At 71.6% G+C, this 13,710-nt stretch carries 18 protein-coding genes and 1 tRNA gene; 10 read left to right on the plus strand and 9 right to left on the minus strand.

All coding sequences use genetic code 11. The annotated features are described in order from the left end of the window. The first annotated feature begins 174 nt into the window (after window positions 1–174). Together N1028_RS16470 and N1028_RS16475 are read left to right on the plus strand one after the other, a co-directional pair. A complete protein-coding gene (locus N1028_RS16470) occupies window positions 175–339 on the plus strand; it encodes a hypothetical protein (RefSeq protein ID WP_259530482.1) in 165 nt (54 codons plus the stop codon). A gap of 78 nt (window positions 340–417) precedes the next feature. After that, the gene (locus N1028_RS16475; RefSeq protein WP_259530483.1) at window positions 418–762 is read left to right on the plus strand and encodes a hypothetical protein; all 345 of its coding nucleotides are present in this window, start codon (window positions 418–420) and stop codon (window positions 760–762) included. A 22-nt stretch (window positions 763–784) separates the two neighbouring features. Here the strand turns inward: N1028_RS16475 and N1028_RS16480 are convergent, their stop codons facing one another. Continuing rightward, complete coding sequence (locus N1028_RS16480; protein WP_259530484.1) at window positions 785–1,378, minus strand: hypothetical protein; 594 nt, start codon at window positions 1,376–1,378, stop codon at window positions 785–787. A gap of 135 nt (window positions 1,379–1,513) precedes the next feature. Between N1028_RS16480 and N1028_RS16485 the strand changes: the two genes are divergently transcribed. Continuing rightward, window positions 1,514–1,587: transfer RNA gene (locus N1028_RS16485), tRNA-Cys, on the plus strand. An 11-nt stretch (window positions 1,588–1,598) separates the two neighbouring features. On the opposite strand, the gene N1028_RS16490 is transcribed toward N1028_RS16485, so the two are convergent. After that, the gene (locus N1028_RS16490; RefSeq protein WP_259530485.1) at window positions 1,599–2,171 is read right to left on the minus strand and encodes a CDP-alcohol phosphatidyltransferase family protein; all 573 of its coding nucleotides are present in this window, start codon (window positions 2,169–2,171) and stop codon (window positions 1,599–1,601) included. Continuing rightward, on the minus strand, window positions 2,168–2,383 hold the full coding sequence (locus N1028_RS16495) for a hypothetical protein (RefSeq protein WP_259530486.1): 216 nt from the start codon (window positions 2,381–2,383) through the stop codon (window positions 2,168–2,170). The genes N1028_RS16490 and N1028_RS16495 overlap by 4 nt, the downstream gene beginning before the upstream one ends. A 53-nt stretch (window positions 2,384–2,436) precedes the next feature. Here N1028_RS16495 and N1028_RS16500 point away from each other — a divergent pair, with 53 nt between their 5' ends. After that, window positions 2,437–2,769, plus strand: coding sequence for an STAS domain-containing protein (locus tag N1028_RS16500; RefSeq protein ID WP_259530487.1), 333 nt, complete (start codon window positions 2,437–2,439; stop codon window positions 2,767–2,769). Then, window positions 2,762–3,181, plus strand: coding sequence for an ATP-binding protein (locus N1028_RS16505; RefSeq protein WP_259530488.1), 420 nt, complete (start codon window positions 2,762–2,764; stop codon window positions 3,179–3,181). The genes N1028_RS16500 and N1028_RS16505 overlap by 8 nt, the downstream gene beginning before the upstream one ends. 3 nt (window positions 3,182–3,184) lie before the next feature. On the opposite strand, the gene N1028_RS16510 is transcribed toward N1028_RS16505, so the two are convergent. Genes N1028_RS16510 through N1028_RS16520 form a run of 3 tightly spaced genes read right to left on the minus strand, consistent with a single transcriptional unit; the run spans window position 3,185 to window position 5,963 of the window. After that, the gene (locus N1028_RS16510) at window positions 3,185–4,384 is read right to left on the minus strand and encodes a PP2C family protein-serine/threonine phosphatase (RefSeq protein ID WP_259530489.1); all 1,200 of its coding nucleotides are present in this window, start codon (window positions 4,382–4,384) and stop codon (window positions 3,185–3,187) included. A gap of 51 nt (window positions 4,385–4,435) precedes the next feature. Then, window positions 4,436–4,921, minus strand: coding sequence for a nitroreductase family deazaflavin-dependent oxidoreductase (locus tag N1028_RS16515; RefSeq protein WP_259530490.1), 486 nt, complete (start codon window positions 4,919–4,921; stop codon window positions 4,436–4,438). A gap of 40 nt (window positions 4,922–4,961) precedes the next feature. After that, window positions 4,962–5,963, minus strand: coding sequence for an aggregation-promoting factor C-terminal-like domain-containing protein (locus N1028_RS16520; protein WP_259530491.1), 1,002 nt, complete (start codon window positions 5,961–5,963; stop codon window positions 4,962–4,964). Window positions 5,964–6,234: 271 nt separating this feature from the next. Between N1028_RS16520 and N1028_RS16525 the strand changes: the two genes are divergently transcribed. From N1028_RS16525 to N1028_RS16535, 3 genes are all read left to right on the plus strand, one after another. Then, window positions 6,235–6,975 carry an NAD(P)H-hydrate epimerase gene (locus N1028_RS16525; protein WP_259530492.1) on the plus strand — a complete coding sequence of 247 codons (741 nt, stop codon included), beginning with the start codon at window positions 6,235–6,237 and terminating at the stop codon, window positions 6,973–6,975. Window positions 6,976–7,066: 91 nt separating this feature from the next. Beyond that, window positions 7,067–7,297 carry a hypothetical protein gene (locus N1028_RS16530; protein WP_259530493.1) on the plus strand — a complete coding sequence of 77 codons (231 nt, stop codon included), beginning with the start codon at window positions 7,067–7,069 and terminating at the stop codon, window positions 7,295–7,297. Continuing rightward, the gene (locus N1028_RS16535) at window positions 7,297–7,722 is read left to right on the plus strand and encodes a DUF3618 domain-containing protein (RefSeq protein ID WP_259530494.1); all 426 of its coding nucleotides are present in this window, start codon (window positions 7,297–7,299) and stop codon (window positions 7,720–7,722) included. Before N1028_RS16530 ends, N1028_RS16535 begins: the two co-directional genes overlap by 1 nt. 146 nt (window positions 7,723–7,868) lie before the next feature. Here the strand turns inward: N1028_RS16535 and N1028_RS16540 are convergent, their stop codons facing one another. Further along, a complete protein-coding gene (locus tag N1028_RS16540; protein ID WP_259530495.1) occupies window positions 7,869–9,020 on the minus strand; it encodes an AI-2E family transporter in 1,152 nt (383 codons plus the stop codon). A gap of 84 nt (window positions 9,021–9,104) precedes the next feature. Here N1028_RS16540 and N1028_RS16545 point away from each other — a divergent pair, with 84 nt between their 5' ends. Continuing rightward, window positions 9,105–9,773 carry a GntR family transcriptional regulator gene (locus tag N1028_RS16545; RefSeq protein WP_259530496.1) on the plus strand — a complete coding sequence of 223 codons (669 nt, stop codon included), beginning with the start codon at window positions 9,105–9,107 and terminating at the stop codon, window positions 9,771–9,773. 32 nt (window positions 9,774–9,805) lie between these two features. Then, the gene (locus tag N1028_RS16550) at window positions 9,806–10,879 is read left to right on the plus strand and encodes an ATP-dependent DNA ligase (protein WP_259530497.1); all 1,074 of its coding nucleotides are present in this window, start codon (window positions 9,806–9,808) and stop codon (window positions 10,877–10,879) included. Between the two features lie 36 nt (window positions 10,880–10,915). Here the strand turns inward: N1028_RS16550 and ligD are convergent, their stop codons facing one another. Beyond that, on the minus strand, window positions 10,916–11,941 hold the full coding sequence (gene ligD, locus N1028_RS16555; protein WP_259530498.1) for a non-homologous end-joining DNA ligase: 1,026 nt from the start codon (window positions 11,939–11,941) through the stop codon (window positions 10,916–10,918). A gap of 116 nt (window positions 11,942–12,057) precedes the next feature. Then, window positions 12,058–13,626, minus strand: coding sequence for an SPFH domain-containing protein (locus N1028_RS16560; RefSeq protein ID WP_259530499.1), 1,569 nt, complete (start codon window positions 13,624–13,626; stop codon window positions 12,058–12,060). Window positions 13,627–13,710 lie beyond the last annotated feature (84 nt).

Here is a 13,710-nt window from a genome sequence, read left to right on the forward strand (position 1 = left end):
GCCCGAGAAGGGCCGGGTGACGACACTTCGGCGCGACTCACCTGCATGTGGGCGGGGGCTTATGGGACGGGCCGGGTGGCGGCGGGGAGATAGGGCAGACGGCGGAGGTGGACCGGGGTGCTCAGCGAGCACCGTGGAGGTATCGCAAGTCCATCTCCACGGAAGGTGCTCCTCATGCTGTTCTTCGTCGTCGTCCTCACCGGGCTCGTGCTGTGGGCGGTCTTCGCGGCCGTCGTCGCCACCACGAGCGACACCGACCGGCACACCCATCACCACGCGGATGCCGACACGTGGCACCTGGGTACCGCCGAGCACGCGGCATCCGGGACCCGGGACTGATCCGCGGGCTCCGAGGCTCCGGGAGGATCGGGGAAAGACGATCCGGGAGGTCAGGCCATGTCGGAAGTGTGGTGCATCGTGAGCGAGGACAACGTCGGCGGGAGGGCTCTCGCCGAGGCCCTGCTCGAGGAGTCGCAGGAGGTCGCCGTGCTCTCGCGCGACGTCGAGCCGTTCGCGTTGCTCGTCAACTCCTACGCCGACTCGATCGTGCCGGCCGAGCTCCGGCACGCCGACCTGCCCACCATCACCGAGGCGCTCACCTGCATCGAGCAGAGCCTCCCGGCCGTCGACGTCGTCGCCCTGGTGGGCGCAGACGACGACGAGCGGATGCGCGCGGCCGGCGACTTCCTGCTCGCCAGGTGGCCGGAGGCGGAGCTGGTCATCGTGTCGGCGGCCCGGCCGCTTGCGGCCGTCACGGCCTGATCAGCGGCGCGACCCAGCCGGTCTAGACGGGCGCAGCGGCGCCGGAGCGAGGGCGATGCGCTGCCGCCCGACGCTCGGCCAGGTGGAGGCGCTTGGGGTCGTGCAGGAGCACCTCGTCGGGCGCCCGCAGCCGATCGATCAGCACCTCCAGCAGCGGATGCCGCTCGAACCCGGCAGGTTGCTGCAACGGTGCCGCAGAGAGTGCCCGGGACGGCTTCCGGCGCACCGACGCCCACGCCGCGATGCCTCCCGCGACAGCGGGCACCGGCACGATCCAGAGCACCACCCAGAGCTCGGGCACGAGCGCGACGGCCGTCACGATGGCCGCGACCACCACGAACAGCGCGGCGCCGATCCCGACGAGCACCGACCCGAGCCGGGTCGGCAGGAGGCGCGCGCCGTTCCGCCAGCCGAGGGCCGCGCCCACCGCGGAGCAGGCCGCGAGGAGGAGGGCGATCTGCACGCCGAGGACGAGGAACGACCCCGAGAACCCGAGATCGGCCTTGGCCGACAGCACCACGACGGCCTGGATCGAGAGGAAGCTGGAGAGGAAGGTCGCGACTCCCCCGGCGGTGGAAAAGCGCAGGACCGCCCGCCTGTGTGACTCCGTTGTCATGTCCCTACCCTGGCACGACCTCCCTGGCCACCGCCAGCGCCGCCGCTGCCCCGCCGAGGGCCGCCGGGACGAGCACGGGGGTTCGTAACAATGCCGATCGCCGCCGCAACGTCGACTAGGGTCGTGGAGCACCCCGGCGCCTTGGCGGAGTGGCTACGCAGCGGTCTGCAAAACCGTGTACACGGGTTCGAATCCCGTAGGTGCCTCCACGAACCGACCTCTACCCGCGGGCCGCCCGGTCCGCTCGCACCCGAGGGCCGGCTGCCCGCCGGTCGCGCAGCAGCTGCACCGTGTAGTCGAGGTTCGCGATGGCGTGCAGCAGCACCGCCACACCCACCCACGCCAGCCCGAACAGCACGAGCGCGCCGTTCGTGGGTGCGAGCCATTCGATCAGGAGCAGCAGCGGGAACCCCACCATGAGCAGCACGGTGCGGAGCCGCCCGATGACGCGCACGGGCACGATGCCGGGCTTCGTGACGAGCACGGTGACGCCGAGCAGCAGATCGGCCACGAGCAGCACGGCCGCCATCCACATCGGGACGATCCCGGCCGCGACGAGCGTCACGCACACCGCGAACTGGCTCACCCTGTCGGCGATCGGGTCGAGCTTCTTGCCGAGATCGGTGGTGAGGTCGAAGCGGCGCGCGATGAAGCCGTCGGCCCAGTCGGTGATGCCGAGCACGATCAGCACGACGAGCGCCCAGAACGGGCTCTCCCAGACCAGCAGCACCACGACGAACAACGGTGTCAGGACGACGAGGCGCCCGATCGAGATGGTGTTGGGGACGTTCACGCGTCGGGAAGCGGCTCGGTCGTCACGATCGTGCCGGTCCAGCCGGGCTGGGCGGCGATGATCCCGATGAGCTCGGCGTTGAGGTAGAGCGTTCCCCCGTCGGCGCCCGCCTGATGGAAATAGGAGTCGGCGAACACCATGTCGCTCAGCACGACCTTCACGCCGGGATAGGTCTGCACGATGCGCGCGATGGCGCGTTCCGGGTCGGGCATGACCTCTCCTTTCGCTAGCCTGGGACCAGCTTACTTCGAGGGGGTATCCGGCAATGGAGTTCCAGACCGAATCGATCGGTGACGACATCGTCGTCATCCGTGGCGACGGGCGGTTGAACATGGTCTCGGGCCCCGCCCTCCGGGAGGCGGTCAAGCGCTCGGTCGAGGCCGGGCGCGCGCGCGTCGTCGTCGACCTCAGCCGCATCCCCTTCATGGACTCCTCCGGCCTCGGCGCCCTCATCGCCGGCCTCAAGACCGCCAGGGAGAAGGGCGGCGACCTCCGGATCGTGCGGCCATCGACGCAGGTCTCGATGGTGCTGAAGCTCTCCAACGTCGACAGGATCCTGCCCGCCTTCGACAGCACCGAGGAGGCCTACCGTGACTGAGGAGCGCCAGAACCTCGTCTTCAGCGCACCGCCGGACGACGTGGACGCCGTGCACGAGTTCCTCGAGACCGTGTGGGAGGCGAACCCCGGGGTGAGCGAGTTCGACCGGATGGCGTTCGAGACCGCCCTCATCGAGCTCGCCTCCAACGTCATCCAGCACGCCGCGGGCGAGGGCGGCGTCACGTGCGTGCTGACGGTCGACGCCGACGAGAACGGCCTCTCGGCGTCGCTCGCCGACACCGCGGATGCGGGCGGCATCGTGCTCATGGACCGCTCGATGCCCGACGAGCTGAGCGAGTCCGGCCGCGGCATCGCGCTCATCCAGGCGCTCGTCGACGACCTCCGCTACGAGCGGGTCGACGAGCGCAACGTGTGGTCGATCAGCCGCGCGCGGGAGTCCGGCGGCAGCTGACCCTCAGCTCCTGCGGAAGACGATCACGGCGGTGACGTCGTCGTCGCCGCCACCGCTGCCGGCGACCAGCGCCGAGATCGTCTCCGCCGCCGCAGCCGGCGACTCGGAGCCCGCCACGATGGCGGTGATGTCGTCGAGCGAGTCGAGCGTGCCGTCGTAGAGGTCGAGGAGCCCGTCGGTGAAGGTGATCAGCCGGTCCCCCGGCGCGAGCGTCGTCTCGGCGGCCGTCCACAGGCCGTCCTGCACGATGCCGATCGGCAGCCCGGTGGCGTCGAGCCGCTCGTAGCCACCGTCCGGGTGCACCACGACGCTGAGCCCGTGACCGGCGTCGGCGAAGCGGATGCGTCCGCTCGCGGTGTCGATGCGGGCGTGGAAGAGGGTGGCGAACGAACCGGTCTGGCCGAGGTCGTTCGCGAGCTGCGCGTTCACGTGCTCGATCGCCTCCACTACGTCGAAACCCGTCTGCGACTGGAACGCCGCGCGCACCGTGGCGGCGAGGATGGCCCCGGCGGTGCCCTTGCCCATCACGTCGGCGAGGGTCAGCTCGATGCCGCCCTCCGAGCCGTGCCAGGAGTAGAAGTCGCCGGCCACCGTGCGCGCGGGGAGGCACACGCCCGCCACCTCGAAGGCGGGGAGCCCCGGCTGCGCCTGCGGCAGCAGTTGCTGCTGCACCTCGGCGGCGCGGTCGAGGTCGGCGGAGTCCTGCAGTTCGCGCTCCACCCAGTCGCCTAGCTCCTCGAGCAGTCGCTCCTGGTCGGCGCTGAACTCGCGCGGAGCCGTGTCGACGAGGCACAGCGTGCCCACGCGGTGGTCGTCGCCGAGGCTGAGCGGGCGTCCGGCGTAGAAGCGGATGTGCCGCTCCCCCGTGACGGTGTCGCGCCACGAGAAGCGGTCGTCCTTCGTCGCATCCGGCACCACGAGGATCTCGGGGCGCTGGATGGTGATGTCGCAGAACGACTGCGAACGCGGGCTGAACGGCTCCGCATCCTTCGGCTGGGGCGACTTCGTGAACTGCCGCGTCGCGTCGAGCAGGTTGATCTCGGCCACCGGAACGGCGAACAGCTCGCGGGCGATGCGGGTGATGCGGTCGAATCGCTCCTCGCCTGGTGTGGCGAAGAGGTTGAGCCGCTCCACCGCCGCGATCCGCAGCTGCTCGAAGCGCTCCCGATCGATGGCCTCGTCGTCGATCCCTGTTTCACCCATGACTGCCAGCGTAGTCAAGCCCTTGTGCTCCGGTGGGACGGATGCCGCCGCTCAGGGCATCCGGGTGAGGCGGAAGATGCGGAGCGTGCGGCCCGAGGCGCGCTCGTAGCCGCGGTAGCCCGGCCACTGCGCCTCGATGAAGGCCCAGACGGCTTCCCTCTCGTCGTCGCCCACGAGCTCGGCGCGCACGCGGATGCTCCGGCGCCCCACCTCGACGACCGCGTCGGGATGGGCGATCAGGTTGGCACTCCAGGCGGGATGGTTCTCTCCGGCGAAGTTGCTGCCGGTCACGAGCAGCGCGCCGTCCGGCTCAGGGCAGTACATGAGCTCGGTGGAGCGGGGCAGCCCGCTCCTCGCTCCGGTCGTGTGCAGCACGAGCGAGGGCACGAGCACGCCGCTGAGAGGCCGGCCGCCTCGGTTCAGGACCTTCCAGACGCGCTCGAGCGGTGGCATGACGGCCGGCCCGAACCGCCGGAAGAACCGGGAGCGCGAGAATCTCGCCACGGCCCTGCGGATGCCGCGCTGGAGCGATGCCATACAACCATCCTGCACCGCGCGATCGTGGGCAACCGTCGGATCAGTACCAGTTGACCGACTGCGAGTGCGACCACGCGGAGCACGGGGTGCCGTAGCCGCGCGAGATGTAGTCGAGCCCCCAGGTGATCTGCGTGACAGCGTTGGTGGCCCAGTCGTCGGCGACCGACGCCATCTTGCTGCCGGGCAGCGACTGCGGGATGCCGTAGGCACCGCTCGAGGCGTTCTCGGCCTGGTAGTTCCAGCCGGACTCCTTGGTCCAGAGGGAGTCGAGGCACTGCATCTGGTCGCTGCCCCAGCCGCGCTCGGCCACGAGGTCGGCGGCCACGGCGCGGGCGCCGTCCGGCGTGTTCGCCAGGGCGAGGCGCTCGGCAGCGGCCTGCGCTGCCGCTTCCGCCTCAGCGGCAGCAGCGGCTTCGGCGGCAGCAGCGGCGGCGGCCGCCTCAGCCGCAGCGTCGGCGACGGCCTTGTCGACGGCCGCGGCCTGCACGGTGGCCGCACCGGTGTGCACGGCGGCGGCGGTGGTGAGGGTCTGCACGGTCGTCGTGTCGAGGTAGGCGTAGTTCGCGAGCGACGCCAAGGAGGCCACGAGCGGGGCGGTGTCGACTTTGCCCGCCACCGCGCCGAGTGTCGCGTTGCCGGCATCGAGTGCTGCTGCGGCCCGGGCGTCGGCCTTCTCCGAGGCGCGCACGAAGAAGGCGGAGGAGCCGTCGGCAGGAGCGTCGGCCGAGGCCGTCGACACCACGCGGGTGCCCGTGACGCTCTCGGCGTGCGCCATGAGGGGGTTCGTGAAGGCGCCGCCGGTCACGAGGAGGCCCGCCACGAGGGTGGCGGCGACGGGAGCGATCGCGGCGCGACCGCGGTGGCCGGAGCCGCGGACCGAGCGGGCCTCCGCCTCCCGGGCGTCGCGGAGCGAGCGGCGCGTGGGGTGGCCCGCGGCCGCGGTGCCGGGGGTGGAGGTGCTGCGGGTTGCGGGGGTGCTGCCGGGGGCGGGCGTGCCGGTGGTGGCGGATGTCTCAGGCCGTGCGGGTGGAGCCGGGTTCATGTCTTCCCTGGGTTCAGGCCACCTGGGTGTGCCTCGGCCGGACGGCGCGGGGGCGCGCGGGTGCGCCAGGCGGGGCGGTGGCGGTGACGGTCGGTGTCGGGTCACGGTGGAGCCACGGCGTCGATGGGTCGATCCGGGCTTCGATGTGTCGTTCGGGGCAGACCGCACCTGGTCACCCGCTCGAACGATTGAAGCCACAAGTATGTGCGCGGTTTCTGGGAGAAGACTCCATGCGCCGCTATCGATACACCTGAGCGTCGAGGATGGGCGCATGACTTCGGGATACACCGCTCGCCAGGTGCGCGACGCCGAGGCGCCGCATCTGGCCGCAGGAGAACCGCTCATGCAGCGTGCCGCTCACGGCCTGGCGACCGAGATCCGGCGCGTGCTCGACGGGGCATCCGCTGCATCGGCGGGGCGGGGCCGGCCCCCGGCCGGAGGCGTGCTCCTGCTAGTCGGGTCGGGCGACAACGGCGGCGACGCCCTGTTCGCGGGTGCCGAACTGGCGGCCTCCGGTGTCGAGGTGCGCGCGATCGGCGTCGGCAGCAGAATGCACGAGGCCGGGAGCGAGGCGGCCCACGCCGCCGGCGTGCGGTTCGTGGAGACCGCGCCGGAAGCACCGCCCGGTCTCCCCGCCCTCCTCCGGGAGACGGCGGTGATCGTCGACGGCATCCTCGGCACCGGCACCACCGCCGACAGCCCTGCCCTCCGCGGTGCAGCGCGCGAGGTCGTCCACGGCATCCGTGCCGAGCTGGCGGCGCTGTCGCGCGAGCTCCCCGAGGGCGTGACAGGACCCCTCGTGGTGGCGGTCGACATCCCGAGCGGGATCGACCCTGACTCCGGCGAGACGGCCGACGACATTGTGCTGCCCGCCGACCTCACCGTGACCTTCGGCGGCGTGAAGGCGGGGCTGCTGCGCGGGCACGGCGCCCGGCTGGCCGGCGAGGTCGTGCTCGTCGAGATCGGCATCGAGGGCGACCTGGCGGCGGTCGAGCCGGCCGTCCGCACGTGATCGAGGGAGCCGGGAGGTTGCGTTTCTGTTGAAGCGGGTCACGATGGTGTGAACAGGACCGCCACCGGGCGGACCGGTCAGGAGCATCCTCATGAAGAAGATCGCATTGGTCGCCGCTTTCGCACTCGGCTACGTGCTCGGCGCGCGCGCGGGGCGCCGTCGCTACGAGCAGATCCGCTCGAAGGCCAAGGAGCTGTGGAACGACGAGCACGTACAGTCGGCCGTGCACTCCGCCGGCGACGCGATCGGCACCGCGGCCGGCAAGGTCGGCGACGTCGTGGGCGACAAGGCCGACGAGCTGCTCCACAAGGCCCGTCGTTGATGGAGAAGGCCGCCGACACGAAGAAGCGGGCCGGTGTCCCCGGCCCGACGGGGAATCCTGCCGATGACCAGCTGAGCATTCCCGGGGCCGTGGCCGAGGTCGCACGAGCGGCGATCAAAGCGCGGTCGGTGCAGCCCGACCAGCCGGTGGGCCCCGACGGTCAGCCGGCGGAAGCACCGCCGAAGCGGAGCCGTCCAGAGCTGAAGGCCGACATCGCGGCCGAGCGCGCCCGGCTCTCCGAGCTCGTGAAGGAGCTCGAGTACCGCCTCGACGTGGGCGCCCGCACGCGCGAGGTGGTCGAGGACATCAAGGCCGACCCGGTGGAGGGCGTCAAGCGCCACCCCGCCGCGGCCGTGGGCGCTGTTGTCGTGGTCGCCGCCGTGGGGACGGGCGTCGCCCTCCTCGTGCGGGCCCTGCTGAAGTAGCGCCGTTCCCGGGTGGCACCGACCTGACCCAAGCTGAATCGACGGAGATCGGGCGGTGAGGTCGGAGTCGACGGACCGGCGAGGCCCGTCGACTCCAGCCCTCCGTCGACTCCGCCACGGCGGAGTCGACGGAGGGCTTCGGATCCCTAGGGCCTGGGGCTCAGAGGTCGGGTGGGCCCCGGTGCAGCCCCGGCCGCCCGCTTGCGCTTCCTCGGCGGCTCGGGCGGTGGCTCCGGTTCGCCGTTCCACGTCTTGACGATGGCCCAGGCCACGGCGGCGATCGGCACCGAGAGCACCGCGCCGACGATGCCGCCGAGGATGGTTCCCGCCGTCAGCGCGATCAGGATGACGAGTGGGTGCAGCTTCAGCGACTGCGCCATCACGACGGGCTGCAGGAAGTTGCCCTCGAGCTGGTTGACCGCCACCACGATCGCGATCACGATCAGCGCGATCAGCGGCCCGTTGGCCACGAGCGCCACGAGGGCTGCGAGCACTCCGGCGAGGGTGGCGCCGATGAGCGGGATGAAGGCGCCGACGAACACGATGATCGCGAGCGGCAGCGCAAGCGGCACGCCGAGCACGGCGAGGCCGATCCCGATGCCTGCGGCGTCGACGAACGCGATGGTGGCCGTGCCCCGCACGTAGCCGCCGAGCACGCGCACGGCGGTGGCGCCGATCCGCTCGCCCCGCTCGTGCCGGTACCCCGAGAACGGCTTCAGCAGGAACTCCCAGATGCGCGCCCCGTCTTTCATGAAGAAGAACAGGATGACGATCATGAGCACGGCGCCCGTGATGACCTCGCCGGCGGCCGAGACCCCGGCGAGCGCGCCGGTGCCGAACTGGCTGCTGGTGAGGAAGTCGACGACGGTGTCGCGGAGGCTGTCGAGCTGCTGTTGATCGATGTCGAACGGCAGTCCGAGCACGAAACCGTGCAGGTCGTCGATGCCCTGGGCGGCGGAGTCGCGGAGCTCGCCCCACTGCCCGCGCACGGCGAAGACGATGAGCGTGACGAGGCCACCGAACACCACGACGCCGGCGAGCAGCGTCACCCAGGTGGCGGCCATGGCGCCGAGCCCCCGCCGCTTCAGCCAGCGCAGCACGGGGCTGAGGGCCGCCGCGATGATGAGGGCGAGCAGCACCGGGATGACGACGAGCTTGAGCTGGATGAGCGCGAACACCACGATGGTGGCGAGGGCCAGCACGATGATGATCTGCAGGCTGCGCACGCTGAGCTGGCCGAACTTGTCGGTGAAGAGTGAGCGCAGGCTCGGCCGCGCATTCGGGTCGTCGGTGGACATGGATCAACACTGACACGGATACGACGACCCCGCCCGCCCCGCACGCGCCGCCGGCCTCCGGTGGTCGTCGGCTAGCCTCGTGCCATGCCCGCGAACCCTCCTGCGCCGACCGCGGTGGCGACCGTCGCCGGTCGCCTGCGCGAGCAGATCCTCGACGCGGAGCTCGCGCCGGGTGCACCGCTCCGCGAGGAGGCGCTCACCGCGGAGCACGGCGTCAACCGCCACACGGTGCGCGCGGCTGTCCGCGCGCTCGAGGCCGAGCGGCTCGTGACGATCGAGCCCTACCGTGGAGCCCGGGTGCGCGCCTTCGCCGCCGCCGACGTGCGGGCGCTGCTGGAGTACCGCACGGCACTCGAGGCCGAGGCCGTGCGGCTGCTCGGCGAGCGGATGCGCGGGGTCACCGATGCGGGTGACGCCCTCCCCCTGCCCCGCCCGGTCATCGAGGCCAACGAGCGCCTCCGCGAGGTGTGCCGCTCCCACCCGCACGACCACCGGGGCATCGAGACCGCTCATGCCGACCTCCACCACGCTCTCGTGGCGGCAGCGGGGAGCCCGCGCATCACCGAGGCGCACGCCCGGCTCGAGAGCGAGCTGCTGCTCTTCCTCAACCAGCTGCGCCCCCTCCTCCCGGCCGACGAGATGGCCGACCAGCACGACCGCTTCCTCGAGGCCGTCGCCCGGCGCGGCGCGGAGGCCGTGCGCGAGCATCTCGCCCACTCCGCTCAGCAGTTGATCGGCCTGCTCGAGCCCTAGGCATCCGCGCCACGGGCGAGCAGGATCGACACATGACCACGAGCTCCCCCGCCCCCGTCTCCCCCATGCTCGCCAAGGCCGTCGCGGCGGTGCCCGATCAGGGCGCCGTGGCGGGCGGCTTCCTCTACGAGCCGAAGTGGGACGGCTTTCGGGGCATCGTCGTCTTCGACGGCGAGTCGATCGAGATCGGGAGCCGCGGCTCGAAGCCCCTCACCCGCTACTTCCCCGAGCTCACGAGCGCCCTGGCGCGTCTGCTGCCCGGCCCCTGCGTGCTCGACGGCGAGATCGTGGTGCCCACGGGAGATCCGGGTCGCCAGCGGCTCGACTGGGAGGCGCTCTCGCAGCGCATCCACCCCGCCGAGAGCCGCATCCGCACGCTCTCCGAGGCCACCCCGGCCGTGTTCGTGGCGTTCGACCTGCTCGGCGAGGAGGGCGACGACCTGCAGGAGCGGCCGTTCGGCGAACGGCGCGAGGCGCTCGAGGCCTTCATCGCACGGGTTCCGGCCGCAGAGGCCCGGGGGGTGCTCGCACTCTCGCGCACGACGCACGACGTCGAGCTGGCCCGGCGCTGGCTCGTGGAGTTCGAGGGCGCGGGGCTGGACGGCGTCGTCGCGAAGCCGCTCGCCGCGCCCTACGCCCCGGGCAAGCGCGTGCTGCAGAAGATCAAGCACCGGCGCACGGCCGACGTCGTGGTCACGGGCTACCGCGTGCACACGAGCGGCACCGGGGTGGGCTCGCTGCTGCTCGGCCTCTACGGAGACGACGGCGAGCTGCACCAGGTGGGCGGGGCCTCCGCGTTCACCGACAAGCGCCGCCGCGAACTCATCGACGAGCTCGAGCCGCTCGTCGAGCGGGGCGACGACGGCGAGGTGGTGCGCGCCGAGGGCGAGCGCAACCGCTTCTCGTCGAAGAAGGACGTGTCGTTCGTGCCGCTCGAGCCCCGGCTCGTCGTGGAGGTGCGCTACGACCAGATGGAGGGATCCCGCTTCCGGCACACCGTGCAGATCGAGCGCTGGCGCATCGACCGCGAACCGGAGTCGTGCCGCTTCGACCAGCTGGAGCAGCCCGAGGGCTACGACCTCGCCGAGGTGCTCGGCGGCCCCTGACCGCTGGCGCCGGCGTCATGCGGGCCTGCGAAGCCGTCAGTCGGCGGTCTTCTTGGCGCGGCTCGGCTGCACGCGGGGCGGTTCCCCGGGCATCTTCGGGAAGTCGGGCGGGAAGGGCAGCTCCCCGAGCCCGTCGCCGAGATCCCGCTCCCACCAGCCCAGCAGCGTGTCGATGCGCCCGGGCGCCTCGTGCATCCGCGACCACGGGTCTCCGGTCGCGGCGAGTCGCTCGGGCACGCTCCGCAGGGTGAAGGTGCGGGGATCGACCTCGGGCAGCTCCTCCCAGGTCACGGGGCACGACACGGGGGCGTGGGCGAGCGCCCGCGGGCTGTAGGCGCCGGCCATGGTGCGGTCGCGGTTGGCCTGGTTGAAGTCCACGAAGATGCGCTCGCCCCGCTCCTCCTTCCACCAGTGCGTGGTGACCTGCTCGGGCATCCGCCGTTCGAGCTCGCGGGCCGCGGCGATCACCGCGTGCCTGACGTCGAGGAACTCGTGGGTCGGCTCGATCGGCGCGAAGACATGCAGGCCCCGGTTGCCCGAGGTCTTCACGAACGCGTCGAGCTGCGCCTCGGCGAGCACCTCGCGCAGGGCGAACGCGGCGGTCACGGCCTCGGCGAATCCCGTTCCCGGTTGCGGATCGAGGTCGATCCTCAGCTGGTCGGGGAGGTCGGGCTCCCCCGCCCGGGAGGCCCAGGGGTGGAACACGACGGTGTTCATCTGGGCCGCCCAGACCGCCACGGCCGGTTCGTCGACCACGAGCTGCGGATGCACGCGGCCGCTCGGGTAGGTCACCGGCACCGCGCGCACGTAGTCCGGTGCGCCCTTCGGCGGGTTCTTCGAGAAGAACCGTTCGCCGTCGATGCCACCGGGGAAGCGCTCGAGCGAGAGAGGCCGGTCGCCGTTGGCCGCCACGAACGCGTCTCCCACCGCGATGAGGTACTCCGCTAGCTCGCGCTTCGTGATGCCGACCTCGGGCCACAGCACCCTCGACGGGCTCGACACCCGCACCTCGCGCACCCCGTGGGGGCCCTCGACCGTCAGCACCACAGCTTCGCTCGCCATGGCCTCACGCTACTCCCGCACCCACCCCCTGCCCATCTGTCGAGACGTCACTTTCCACACATCCTGCGACGCGGTGGCGTGGAAAGTGACGGCTCGACAGAGGGCGAGTAGGAGGTTCAGGGGGTGGGGTCGGTGGCCGGGGGCGTGACGATCGACGCACGACCCGACGAGGCTGCGGCGAAGCCGCGCCCGGCGGCCTCGCCCGTGATGCGGCCCGTGACGATCTCGGCGATGTCGATGCCCACGAGATCCTTGACGATCTGCATCGAGGTGGCGAGCTGGCTCGAGACGTTGCCGCCGACCTGCTCGGCTCCGCTGCCGTCGCTCGAGATGACCGTCATGTTCGCGATCGCCGCGAGCGGCTCCGAGGCCGCGCGCACGATCGCGGGCAGCTCGGCGATGATCTGCTGGCGCAGCAGGTCGTCGGCGCGCTCCTCGAGCGCCTCGGCCTTGGCCAGCGTGGCCTCGGCCTCGGCGGCACCCTTCACCCGGATGGAGTTGGCCTCGGCCTCGCCCTCGGCCCGCAGCGCCTCCGCGGCCGCGATGCGGCGGTTCTTCTCCGCGATGCCCTCGGCCTCGGTCGCCTCGGCGGCCGAGCGGCGACGGTTGCGCTCGGCGAGACCCTCGGCCTCGACGGCCTCGGCCACGGCCTTGCGGCGATCCCTCTCGGCGTTGGCCGCCGCCACGGCCGCGGCCGCATCGGCCTGGGCCTTCTTCTCGAGGGAGTAGGCGTCGGCATCGGCCACGGCGCGGATCTCGGCGTCGAGCTCCTGCTTGCGGAGTCCGACGCGCTTGCCTGCGGTGATCTCCTGCTGCGCGATGACCTCCTGCTGCGAGATGGCCTCGGCGAGCGGGCGCGACGCGGAGGCCTCGGCGCGGGCCTTGTCGGTCTCCTTCTGGATCTCGGCGTTCCGCAGGTCGAGCTTGCGCTGCTGCTCGGCCACGGCCTGGTCGGCCTCGATCCTGGCCTCCTCGGAGGTGCGGCGCGCCACCGACTCGGCGACCTCGGCGACCTGCTTCACGCGAGCGGCCTCGGCACGACCGAGGTCGCGGATGTAGCCGTTGTCGTCGTCGATCTCCTTGATCTGCAGGGTGTCGATCTGCAGCCCCTGCACGTCGAGCGACTCGCGCACGGCATCGAGCACCTGACCCTGGAGGGCCTGACGGTTCGTGATGATCTCGGTCACCGTGAGCTGTCCCACGATCGATCGGACGGATCCGGAGAGCACCTCCTCGGTCGAGGTCTCGATCTGGTCCTGCTGGTTGAGGAAGCGCTGGGCTGCGGCTCGCACCATCGACTCCGAGCCGCCCACCTTGACGACCGCGACGGCGTTGACCTTGATGGTGATGGCATCCTTCGTCTGCGCCGTGGCCTGCACATTGAGCTGACGGCTGCGCAGCGAGAGCTTGAAGTGGGCCTCGACGATGGGCTTCACGAACACGCGCGAGCCGAAGACCACGCGCTGACCGGCGTTCTCGGTCTCGTGCAGAGACGGCTCTCCCGTCTGCGCGTGCGCCTCGCCCGGTTTGAGCGGGCGCTGACGAGAAGTGACGATGATCGCCTCATCGGGCTTGGCGACCTTGATGCCGCGCAGCAGCACGATCAGGGCGATGAGCACGACGACGACGACCACCACCACCACGATGACGGTCACAAGCGATTCGAACGAGAGCAGAGGGGGCATGACGGCCTTTCCGTGGCTGGAGCGGTCACCCTCAGTATGCCCGACGCGAGCGACTGACCGACATGAGTAGATCACGCCGGGCGC

This window comes from Herbiconiux oxytropis, from assembly GCF_024979315.1.
GTDB classification, from domain to species: Bacteria; Actinomycetota; Actinomycetes; order Actinomycetales; family Microbacteriaceae; genus Herbiconiux; species Herbiconiux oxytropis.